This is a genomic window from Gilliamella sp. (assembly GCF_024104075.1).
Lineage (GTDB): Bacteria > Pseudomonadota > Gammaproteobacteria > Enterobacterales > Orbaceae > Gilliamella > Gilliamella bombi.
The window spans coordinates 60,227-71,235 of the sequence record NZ_JAGGHR010000002.1; the positions used below are offsets into that span (position 1 = coordinate 60,227).

At 33.4% G+C, this 11,009-nt stretch carries 11 protein-coding genes; 6 read left to right on the forward strand and 5 right to left on the reverse strand.

Going from position 1 to position 11,009, the window contains the following annotated elements:
* Positions 1-109: 109 nt before the first annotated feature.
* From J6569_RS01180 to J6569_RS01190, 3 genes are all read right to left on the reverse strand, one after another.
* Complete coding sequence (locus tag J6569_RS01180; RefSeq protein ID WP_065609090.1) at positions 110-1,483, reverse strand: Do family serine endopeptidase; 1,374 nt, start codon at positions 1,481-1,483, stop codon at positions 110-112.
* 79 nt (positions 1,484-1,562) lie between these two features.
* Complete coding sequence (locus J6569_RS01185; RefSeq protein ID WP_065561406.1) at positions 1,563-1,967, reverse strand: YhcB family protein; 405 nt, start codon at positions 1,965-1,967, stop codon at positions 1,563-1,565.
* A 62-nt stretch (positions 1,968-2,029) separates the two neighbouring features.
* Positions 2,030-2,491: a DciA family protein gene (locus J6569_RS01190; RefSeq protein WP_034914376.1), complete on the reverse strand. Its 462-nt coding sequence runs from the start codon at positions 2,489-2,491 to the stop codon at positions 2,030-2,032.
* A gap of 592 nt (positions 2,492-3,083) precedes the next feature.
* Between J6569_RS01190 and J6569_RS01195 the strand changes: the two genes are divergently transcribed.
* The gene (locus J6569_RS01195; RefSeq protein ID WP_174798674.1) at positions 3,084-3,515 is read left to right on the forward strand and encodes a DUF3597 domain-containing protein; all 432 of its coding nucleotides are present in this window, start codon (positions 3,084-3,086) and stop codon (positions 3,513-3,515) included.
* A gap of 105 nt (positions 3,516-3,620) precedes the next feature.
* Here the strand turns inward: J6569_RS01195 and pth are convergent, their stop codons facing one another.
* The gene (gene pth / locus J6569_RS01200; protein WP_065561443.1) at positions 3,621-4,205 is read right to left on the reverse strand and encodes an aminoacyl-tRNA hydrolase; all 585 of its coding nucleotides are present in this window, start codon (positions 4,203-4,205) and stop codon (positions 3,621-3,623) included.
* Positions 4,206-4,280: 75 nt separating this feature from the next.
* Entirely contained in the window at positions 4,281-5,228 is a 948-nt protein-coding gene (locus J6569_RS01205) for a ribose-phosphate pyrophosphokinase (RefSeq protein ID WP_034915766.1), read from the reverse strand.
* A 253-nt stretch (positions 5,229-5,481) separates the two neighbouring features.
* On the opposite strand from J6569_RS01205, the gene trmB reads away from it, so the two are divergent.
* The 5 genes from trmB to galE all read left to right on the forward strand — a co-directional run bounded on the left by trmB (position 5,482) and on the right by galE (position 10,974).
* Positions 5,482-6,186 carry a tRNA (guanosine(46)-N7)-methyltransferase TrmB gene (trmB, locus tag J6569_RS01210; protein WP_366941220.1) on the forward strand — a complete coding sequence of 235 codons (705 nt, stop codon included), beginning with the start codon at positions 5,482-5,484 and terminating at the stop codon, positions 6,184-6,186.
* An 18-nt stretch (positions 6,187-6,204) separates the two neighbouring features.
* A complete protein-coding gene (nfsA, locus tag J6569_RS01215) occupies positions 6,205-6,930 on the forward strand; it encodes an oxygen-insensitive NADPH nitroreductase (RefSeq protein ID WP_065609093.1) in 726 nt (241 codons plus the stop codon).
* Complete coding sequence (locus J6569_RS01220; protein ID WP_296300468.1) at positions 6,927-8,090, forward strand: histidine-type phosphatase; 1,164 nt, start codon at positions 6,927-6,929, stop codon at positions 8,088-8,090. Before nfsA ends, J6569_RS01220 begins: the two co-directional genes overlap by 4 nt.
* Before the next feature lie 547 nt (positions 8,091-8,637).
* Complete coding sequence (locus tag J6569_RS01225) at positions 8,638-9,912, forward strand: MFS transporter (RefSeq protein WP_065589415.1); 1,275 nt, start codon at positions 8,638-8,640, stop codon at positions 9,910-9,912.
* Between the two features lie 45 nt (positions 9,913-9,957).
* Complete coding sequence (galE, locus tag J6569_RS01230; protein ID WP_065589414.1) at positions 9,958-10,974, forward strand: UDP-glucose 4-epimerase GalE; 1,017 nt, start codon at positions 9,958-9,960, stop codon at positions 10,972-10,974.
* Positions 10,975-11,009: the final 35 nt, after the last annotated feature.

Here is an 11,009-nt window from a genome sequence, read left to right on the forward strand (position 1 = left end):
TTTCAGAATTGTAATGGGAAGAATAATGAAGATTTTAACACATCTATATAAAGGTTAAAATTAAAGTTTTCGTCGATGCTAAAGCATCGACGATATAAAAAATGACTAATTATCGTAAAATTAAATATAAACGACTATCACCACGAATTATATTTAATGCAATTACTGATGGGTGACTATCAATAATTTTTCTAAGATCTGCAATATTAGTTACTCGTTCTTTATTAACTCCAGTAATAAGATCTCCCTCTTGCAAACTGAGTCGAGACGCAGGCGAATTTTTAGCAATGCTTTCTATTAAAACACCTTTTTGGCCTTTAATTTCACCATTGCTAAGCGTTGCACCATCAAGAGCAGAATGTAGCGATTTCGCATCCGTTGTTGTCTCGTCGCTATTTTTTAGTTTTACATCGACAGATATTGTTTTGCCATCTCGAATTAAACCTAGCTTAACAGTTCGCCCTGCTCCAGTTGTCGCAATTTTTGCACGTAGTTCAGCAAAACTATCAACTGGTTTACCATCCATCGAGACAATAATATCGCCTGATTTAATTCCTGCTGCTTGTGCGGCTGAATTCTCAATAACTTCACTAACAAAGGCTCCTTTTTGAACATCAACATCAAACGCTTTTGCTATATCCGATGTCAATTCATTACCTTTGATACCAAGCACGCCACGTTTTACTTCACCAAATTCTATAAGCTGAGAAGTTAAACTTTTTACCATGTTACTAGGAATTGCAAATCCTATCCCTACATTACCACCACTTGGAGCAATAATTGCGGTATTTATACCAACAAGCTCACCATTTAAATTCACAAGTGCCCCACCAGAGTTACCTTGGTTAATTGAAGCATCTGTTTGAATGAAGTTTTCAAAACCATTCATATTAAGTCCACTACGAGCTAAAGCTGAAATAATCCCTGAAGTAACAGTTTGACCAATGCCAAATGGATTACCAATAGCAACAGCATAATCACCAACACGTAAATTATCAGAATCTGCTAATTTAATAGCTGTTAATTTTTTGGCATCATCGATTTTAAGTAATGCTATATCACTTTGTGGATCCTTACCGATTAGTTTTGCTTTAAATTCATGCCCATCGTTTAGAGCAACCGTAATTTTATCAGCACCATCAATAACATGATTATTCGTAACAACATAGCCTTTTTCTGCATCAATAATCACACCAGAACCTAAACCTGTAAACGCCCTTGATTGGCTATCTGGATAACCAAAAAAACGTCTAAATTCTTCTGGCATATTATTTTGCATTTGAGCTGTTCCTTCAACTTTAATACTAACAACTGATGGTAATACAGTTTCAAGCATAGGCGCCAAACTTGGCAGTTGCGTATTATTATCGGTTGAGGCAGGAGGAAAAGCTGCATAAGTATTCGGAAGTACAGATAAACTTATTCCTAAACTTAAAGCTAAAATACTTAATAATTTTTTTTGTTGTTTTAATGAATTAATCATCTCAGAACTCTCGCTTTTACAAAAATTTACACTCTATAAAATTGCTTGAATATTAAGTAACGGAGAATAAAATCATTGGTTAAGATTTATTTTCATCCGTTTTAAATAAACCTGAAGAATCATCAGAATAATCTCTAGGCTGCTTATCAAGCGTAATTTCTTTTGTTTCGTTAGAATCTGTATTTGAATCAAAATCTAAAGATTGAATATTACCACTATCCATAAATTGACTGGAGTTTTCAGCCATATGTTGATAAAGGCGACGAAAATCTTTAGCCATATTATCCAATATTTCTGCGCTATGTGAAAAATGTTTAGCAATCATTTGTTTTTGGGCTATTAATTCATCTTTTGTTTGATCTAACTCTTGTTTAACTTTGGCATATTTACGTGCCTTAGGACTAATAACACTAATAAAAATGAAACAAATAATAAAACCAATCACAAATCCAATTATCAGATAAGTAAGCATACCTTTATCCATTATTCACTCCTTATATCTTTAAGATATATAATTTTATAAAATTGAAGACTAATTATCAGCGCTTATTTTGCATGGTTAGCAAGTTTTATCAATTGTTTTTTTAACTTGTCTGGTGCATTTTCTGCTAATGCAGATAGAAACATTGCGCTTTTTTGTGTCATCACACTTGAAGCTAAAGATGACTTATCACTTTGATAATTGCTCTGTGACCACCTCACTGAAATATCTGGATTAATCTGATATTGAATAGAAGATAAGGATGGTAAAATAATTTTTCGTATTTCAGAAATTAAATTGCTTTGTTCATATTTCAATCTAGTTAACCAACAAGCTGAGCTAACCTCTAAAATCAACACACCTTGGCGATAGTTAGCAACTCGGCATTGTTGATTTAATGGTGAAGGCAATAAATCATAAACAACTTTAGCTAAAGAGCATAATGCATTAGTTCTATCTTGAATCTTAGACAGAGAAGAGGCTTGTGTCAAAATTGACGTCAACATTTGTGGTTCGTTATAACGCATAATTATGCCTTTTATTAAAAAATAGTAATAACTAAAATGCAAAAATATTTTCCACCAATGTTTAAGTAATTTATCTTATTTGAATGAAAAAGTCCCTTAAAAAAAGAATATTTTCACTTAATTAACACTTTATAAAAAGTTCACAAATAACTCAAAATTAGAAGAACAAAATAAAAAACTGGCAAATACTATTAATATAATATCTGCCAGTTTTATAAAAATGAAAGCTAATTATAAAGGTTAGCTTTGATTATTCCACTTATTTTCTCTAATAAAAGTCCATAAAACAATAGCACAAATAGCATGGCCTAGCCTTAATCCAATAGTATCAATAAAAAGATTATAATTGGTTGACCAATTGTATAAGTCAACTGGAAGGCACTTACTACCTCAATTCAGTTAATATTAGAAAAATATTTAAAATAATTGTTTTATATCTTAGTAAACACTTTATCGTAATACAGAAAATGCTATTAATGTGTAATAATTTTGACATTACATTCTTTTAAGCGCTATATTGAATGTGATCTTTTCTACATCTATATCGTTAAGCAGTTTTTTTAAAGCAGTTTAAATTTAAAGGAGATGTAATATGAACATTTTAAATAACATTTTTTCTAAAGTATTTCCAAATGCTCAAGCAAAAGTAGATAATGCTGTTGATGCTGTGAAGGATAAAGTTGAAAATATCACCGCATCTGTTAAAAATACAGTATCGAGTGGTTCAGAGAAAGTCCAAGATAAAGTAGAGCAAAGCGCATCTGAAACTAATGTTGATGTTTCCTCTATTCTTGAGAATTTAGCTAAAAAGCACCCTGAAACGCTTAATTGGAAAACATCTATCGTTGATCTATTGAAATTATTAGGTATAGATAGTAGTTTAGATGCACGGAAAAATTTAGCGAAAGAACTGAATTATCCAGGCAATACTGATGATACCGCAGCAATGAATACATGGTTAATTAAAGAAGTAATGAAAAAAATTGCTGAAAAAGGTGGTAATGTAACCCATCTTTTTTCTTAAAAGAGTATATTAAGACAATTAAATCCACCTAATATTTTAGGTGGATTTTTTTATTAAAGTGGATATTTATTGATTTTTACGTTATTGAAACATTCAACAATTTAACTAAGCTTTAAAAGCATGTAACTTGTTCATTGCAACGTCTATTCCATCAGACAATAAGATATCTGTACAACGCAAAGATTCGTCAATAGCTTTATCAATTAATTCCTGTTCAGGTTTAGATGGCTTATTTAAAACATAACCAACAACTTTATTTTTATCGCCAGGATGTCCAATACCAATTCTTAACCGATAAAAATTTAAATTATTTCCCAATTTACTAGCAATATCTTTTAGCCCATTATGCCCACCATGACTACCACCAAACTTAAGTTTAGCTATTCCGGGATTTAAGTCGAGTTCATCATGTGCAACTAAGATCTCTTCTGGCTTTATTTGGTAAAATGTCGCCATAGCTTGAACAGCTTTACCACTTAAATTCATGAAAGTAGTTGGAACTAATAAACGTACATCATGACCTGAAATGTTGATTCGTGATGTGTAACCAAAAAATTTTTGTTCATTTTTTAATGATTGATTATAACGTTCAGCCAATTGCTCAACAAACCACGCACCTGCATTGTGCCTTGTTGCTGCATATTCATTTCCGGGATTGGCGAGTCCTACAATCAGTTTTATCGTTGTCATAATATTTTTATTGTCACTAGATTTTATCGATAAAAATGCCCCAAAAAAGGGGCATTATACCAATGATAAAATAGGTTATTGATGGAACATTGCTGAAATTGATTCTTCGTTACTAATTCGACGAATTGCTTCAGCAAGCATACCTGATAATGTTAATTGGCGAACATTTTTCAATGCTTTTACTTCAGCCGTTAATGGAATTGTGTCACAAACAACAATTTCATCAATGGCACAGTTTTTAATATTACTTACTGCTTTACCTGAAAATATCGGGTGGGTAGCATAAGCAAATACTCTTTTGGCACCTCGAGCTTTTAAAGCATCAGCTGCTTTACAAAGTGTTCCAGCAGTATCAATCATATCATCAACTAAGATACAATCTCTATCAGCAACATCGCCAATAATATTCATCACTTCTGCTTCATTGGCACGTTGACGACGTTTATCAATAATTGCCATATCAGTATCATTAAGTAGTTTAGCTATCGCACGAGCACGCACCACTCCGCCAATATCAGGGGAAACAACAATTGGGCGATCAAACTCACGTTGTAGCATATCTTCTAAAATAACAGGGCTACCAAATACATTATCAACAGGCACATCAAAGAAGCCTTGAATTTGTTCGGCATGAAGATCAACGGTTAATACCCTATCGACACCAACAGTTGATAGAAAATCAGCAACAACTTTAGCAGTAATAGGTACACGAGCCGAACGAACTCGACGATCTTGCCTTGCATAACCAAAATAAGGAATAACAGCAGTAATACGACCAGCAGATGCTCGGCGCATTGCATCGATCATAACTAATAATTCCATTAAATTGTCATTGGTAGGAGCACAAGTTGATTGAATAATAAAAACATCTTCACCACGGACATTTTCATTGATTTGGACATTAACTTCACCATCACTAAAACGGCTTACCACAATGTCACCAAGAGAAGTATAAAGACGATTAGCTATACGTTTTGCTAGTTCTGGTGTGGCATTACCAGCAAAAAGCTTCATATCAGGCACGAGAAATCCTCAAGCATGTATTCATGATTACTTTATTCGTAATCGGTTAAACTGGGGCTATAATTATATAATCATTTATCGATTATGCTCAACTACAATATAAAAATATATTGAAAATATTTGATATATTTTTATAAATCATTAAATAAAACAATTTGGCCATAAGATGCTTTTGCTGTGAACTCAAAATCGAGTAAACTAACTAACAAACCATTCTTTGGCTTTAATAAATTCCACAACAAAAGTAGATAACGTGATGAACGAACAATTAAACTCAGATAACGAAAATATCAAATCTAAAAGAACCATTCGTAGTTTTGTTTTACGGCAAGGTCGTTTAACAAAAGGCCAAGAACAGGCATTAATAAGTTTATGGCCGGTATTTGGTATTGAATATGATGTAAATTCACCAATGGTTTTTGACTCTAACAAACAGGTTGTTCTTGAAATTGGATTTGGTATGGGTGCTTCGTTAATTGAAATGGCTAAAAATGCACCAGATAAGAATTTTTTAGGAATCGAAGTCCACAAACCTGGCGTTGGTGCTTGTTTGATGGCAATTGGAGAAAATCAATTATCAAACTTAAAAGTGATGTGTCACGATGCTGTTGAAGTATTAGAAAATATGATCCCTAATCATACATTAGACAAAGTACAAATTTTTTTCCCTGATCCTTGGCATAAAGCAAGACATAACAAGCGCCGCATTATTCAACCCCAATTTGTACAGTTAATTCGACAAAAATTAAAATTAGGTGGAATTTTGCACCTAGCTACCGATTGGCAACATTATGCAGAACATATGTTAGAGGTTTTAACCCAAGCTGAAGGTTTTGAAAATTTATCACCAAGCGGTGACTATATTCCGAGACCTGATGATAGACCAATTACTAAATTTGAAAAACGAGGTCAAAATTTAGGCCATGGCGTTTGGGATCTTCAATTTGTAAACAAATAATTATGCTAAGGAGCCACTATGCAAAATCAAACCATCGATCTACTTTGTCGACACCGCTCTATTCGTGCTTATAAAACAACTAGTTTAACTCAAGAACAAATAGCGTCTATAGTTCGATCAGCACAGTCGGCTTCTAGTTCTAACTTTATTCAATGTTCGACAATTATTCGTATTACAGATCCTCAAAAACGCGAAAAACTAGCTCATTATGCTGGTGATCAAAAATATGTTAACCAAGCTCCTGAATTTTGGGTATTTTGCGCCGATTTTAATCGTCATTTTCAAATTGATCCAACACTCAATCTTGGCAAAGCAGAGCAGTTATTATTGGGCTGTGTTGATACAGCAATTATGGCTCAAAATGCAGTAATAGCGGCTGAATCCTTAGGACTTGGTGCTGTGTATATTGGTGGACTGCGAAATGATCTTGATAAAGTAACCCAATTACTTGAGTTACCAAAATATGTTCTTCCTCTTTTTGGGCTTTGCCTTGGTTACCCCGATCATAATCCAGAAATAAAACCGAGGTTACCTAAAGAGCTTCTCTTTTTTGAAAACCAATATCAACCACTTGATCATGCAACTTTAGCAAAATATGATACCCAAATAGGTGATTACTATCAAAACCGTAGTACTAATCAAAAAACCGGTGGTTGGAGTGATAAAATTGCAAATACAATAAATAATGAACAACGTGATTTTATTTTAGATTATTTACATAAACAAGGATGGATCACAAAATGAAAAATAACCATTACCAATTAGATAAAATCGTTATACTTAGCCGTCATGGTATTCGTACGCCATTACAAAATACTTTGCAGTTTTTAGAAAAAGTGACTCCCTTTAAATGGCCTAAATGGGATCATCCATATGGTTATTTGACCACTCGTGGTGGAATATTAGAAGTTTATTTTGGCCGCTATTTATCGACTTGGCTTGAAAAACACAATATAAAATTATCAAAACATAATACTGAATTATTCGTGTATTCTAATAGTTTGCAAAGAACTGTCGCGACCGCTCAATTTATGACAGCTGGTGCCTTTGCTGGGTATGATATTCCTATTCATCATAAATATGCCATTGAAAAAATGGATCCGATTTTCGATCCTAGCTTGCAAGACGATTCAACTGAGTTTAAAAATGCGGTATTGCGTGATATTGAAGAAGCTGACAAAGCAGCTAATATTTTTAAAAGCCTAGCACCAGCTTATGAAACTCTTTCAGATATTTTAGATTATAAGCATTCAAAATTATATGCTGAATATAAATGCGATTTAGCCGATATTCCATCCGAACTTTATTTTAAAAAACATGAAGAACCAGCACTCCTCGGACCACTTGCGATAGGTATTTCAGCCGTTGATGCATTCTTATTGCAATACTATTCAGCCTTTCCAAAAGAACAAATTGCATGGGGTAGACTGACTAGCCAAGAGCAGTGGCAACAAATTAGCGCAATTCGTAATCAATATATAAATTTAGTTTGCCATTCTAAGACGCTTGCCAAACACTCAGCTGCACTTATTATCAACATGATAAACGATCTTATGCTACAAGATAGTAAAGTCAATTTACTTGTTGGACACGATAGTACCATCGCTTCATTACTGGGGGCATTAGACTTTAAAGACTACCAACTACCAAATCAATTTGAAATAACCCCAATTGGTGGAAAAGTAGCTTTACAGCGTTTTCGTCACCTATCTACAGGCGAATACTTTTTTAAAGCCGAATATATTTATCAAAGTTTTGAACAACTCCATAACGGGCTAGCACTTGATGACAATAATTTACCACAACATTATCAACTTCATTTGGAAAATGCTTCTGTTAATAATGATGGTTATTATTATTGGTCAGATTTTGAGGAACGAATAAAATCAATTAAAACTAGGTAATTAACCATTAGGTTATCTAATTTTTCCTATCTAACTGGGATTAAACAAGTTAATAATAAAAAGTTAAGCTAATTCTAATTAATAAAAAATTCCTTGTCAAAAAGTTTCAGGTAAATATACGTTTTAGTATAAATGTCAATTGTTTAGCTTACTTAAATCATAGTCAATTACAATAGACCAAATAGAGTGTAGATAGATAAGATGTAATCGTTTTCAATAATTAATTGCATTTTATTTGTTTTATTTTATTTTTATTCCAATTAATTATTTTAAACCTCCTATCTAGTAGATTACCGATCTTTAATTTGCACTATTGTCATCATAAAATACAAAAATTATACTCAAACACATATTTACCTGAAACTTTTTAACAAAAATTAATTTAACATTAAATGTAATCGATTTCATAAAATGTTATCTAGATCACTTTTTCAAAATTATTTTAGTGCTATTATCGCCTCAACAAATAACTTACCTGTTCATATACATACAGAAGTTTTTTTAAATGATTGTGTGGTCATTTAAAGCCTAACATAGGAAGTTCATTATGAATCAAAAAATAAAGTCATCACTAAGTAATAAGAATTATTGGATATTCAGTCTCTACTTCTTTCTGTACTTTTTTATTATGGGAGCATACTGCCCTTTTTTTCCCGTTTGGCTAAAAATGAACGGACTTGATGAGGCAAATACTGGGTACGTTTTTTCATTTATTTCACTATTTGCGCTTTTTTTTCAACCCTTGTTCGGGTTAATTTCTGATAAACTAGGATTAAAAAAACACCTTCTTTGGGTTATCACACTTCTTCTTGTACTATTTGGTCCATTTTTTATCTTCGTTTTAGGGCCATTACTCAAATTAAATGTCACCTTGGGCGCAATTGTTGGAGGGCTTTATCTTGGTATGGTATTTAGTGGTGGGGCACCAGCTATTGAAGCACTTGTCGAAAAAATAAGTCGACGTAGTGGTTTTGAATTTGGTCGCTGTCGCATGTTTGGCTGTTTTGGTTGGGCTATATGTGCTTCGTTTGTTGGAATTATGATTTCTAAAGATGTCAATGCCGTTTTTTGGTTATGTTCTGGATTTGCATTGATTCTTTTAATTTTAGTTAAAATCGCCGATCCTGCAAAAACCACAACGACTGAAGTTGTTGAGCAAATGGGATTAAATAAACCAAAGCCATTCAATCTAAAACTTGCCCTTGATTTACTTAGTATGCGTAAAACATGGTTTTTCATGCTTTACATTGTTGGGGTTGCTTGTACTTATGATGTATTTGATCAACAATTTGCAAACTTTTTCACCTCATTTTTTACTAACGAACAAGTGGGTCGTGAAGCTTTCGGCTATGTAACTACGCTTGGTGAATTTTTAAATGCCACTGTGATGTTTTTTGCTCCTCTGATTGTAATGAAATTAGGCAGTAAAAATACATTACTCATTGCTGGTGCTATCATGTCCATTCGTATTACTGGCTCAGCATTTGCCAGCACAGCTGTTGAAGTGGTGATATTAAAAACGCTACATATGTTCGAAGCACCTTTATTACTTGTCGGTGCATTTAAATATATTACTAAACACTTCCCTATTCACTTATCAGCAACTGTTTACTTAATTGCATTTTGTTTTGCAAAACAATTATCTATCATGTTTATGTCCACTTTTGCGGGGTTAATGTATGTTAAAATAGGTTTCGAAGGAGCATATTTAATCCTTGGCTTGATCGCATTTAGTTTTACGCTTATTTCATCCTTTACATTATCAGGGCGTGGACCATGGGATCTGTGGAAACATAACAACAGTGAAGAGTCTGAAAATTAGCAGACACTCACTATAACTATTATTAAACTAGATGAAGGTTTTATTATGAAAATATTAGTAACTGGTGGTTGTGGATATATAGGAAGTCACACATGTGTTCAACTAATTAAATCTGGCTATACACCAATTATTATTGATAATTTGTTTAACAGTAAAGCATCAGTACTAGATAGAATACAAAAAATTACTGGGCAATCCGTCATTTTTTATCAAGGCGATGTATGCGATGAAAAACTATTAACTAAGATTTTTTCAGAACATGACATTAAAGCGGTGATCCATTTTGCTGGTTTAAAAGCAGTCGGTGAATCAGTCCACAAACCGCTAGAATATTATGAAAACAATGTCTACGGCAGTATCGTACTTATGAAAGCAATGCGAGCTGCTGGCGTTAAACAGTTAGTATTTAGTTCGTCGGCCACTGTCTATGGCGAATTAGCCCCTGTTCCTTATGTTGAAACATTACCACAAGGTTTACCTACTAGTCCGTATGGAAAAAGTAAATTAATGGTTGAGCAATGTATTATGGACTTAGCCGTTGCTGAGCCCGATTGGTCACTAACTTTACTACGTTATTTTAATCCTGTTGGAGCCCATCCAAGTGGATTAATGGGCGAAGACCCACTTGGTGTTCCTAATAATCTTATGCCTTATATTACCCAAGTTGCTGTAGGCAAAAGAGAGTCATTAGCTGTTTTTGGTAATGATTATCCAACAATTGATGGAACTTGCGTTCGTGATTTTATACATGTTGTTGATTTGGCCGATGGGCATATCGCTGCACTCAAAACCGATCAAAACAAAGCTGGTGTGCATATTTACAATTTAGGCTCAGGTGTTGGTTATAGCGTATTACAAGTCATTAAAGCTTTTGAAAAAGCATCAGGAAAACCTCTTAATTGGCACTTTGCCCCAAGACGAGCAGGTGATTTACCAGCATTCTGGGCTGATGCTAATAAAGCTGAGCAAATATTAGGTTGGAAAACCAAACTCACGCTTGATGACATGGTAAAAGATTCATGGAATTGGCAATCAAATAACCCTCAAGGCTATCCTGATTAATAATACATTTTATAAAACATACAAAATTAACAGAA

Coding starts and splice junctions, on each gene's coding strand:
- J6569_RS01180 (WP_065609090.1), bottom strand. CDS start 1,483: ATGATTAATTCATTAAAACAACAAAAAAAATTATTAAGTATTTTAGCT.
- J6569_RS01185 (WP_065561406.1), bottom strand. CDS start 1,967: ATGGATAAAGGTATGCTTACTTATCTGATAATTGGATTTGTGATTGGT.
- J6569_RS01190 (WP_034914376.1), bottom strand. CDS start 2,491: ATGCGTTATAACGAACCACAAATGTTGACGTCAATTTTGACACAAGCC.
- J6569_RS01195 (WP_174798674.1), top strand. CDS start 3,084: ATGAACATTTTAAATAACATTTTTTCTAAAGTATTTCCAAATGCTCAA.
- pth (WP_065561443.1), bottom strand. CDS start 4,205: ATGACAACGATAAAACTGATTGTAGGACTCGCCAATCCCGGAAATGAA.
- nfsA (WP_065609093.1), top strand. CDS start 6,205: ATGCAAAATCAAACCATCGATCTACTTTGTCGACACCGCTCTATTCGT.
- J6569_RS01220 (WP_296300468.1), top strand. CDS start 6,927: ATGAAAAATAACCATTACCAATTAGATAAAATCGTTATACTTAGCCGT.
- J6569_RS01225 (WP_065589415.1), top strand. CDS start 8,638: ATGAATCAAAAAATAAAGTCATCACTAAGTAATAAGAATTATTGGATA.
- galE (WP_065589414.1), top strand. CDS start 9,958: ATGAAAATATTAGTAACTGGTGGTTGTGGATATATAGGAAGTCACACA.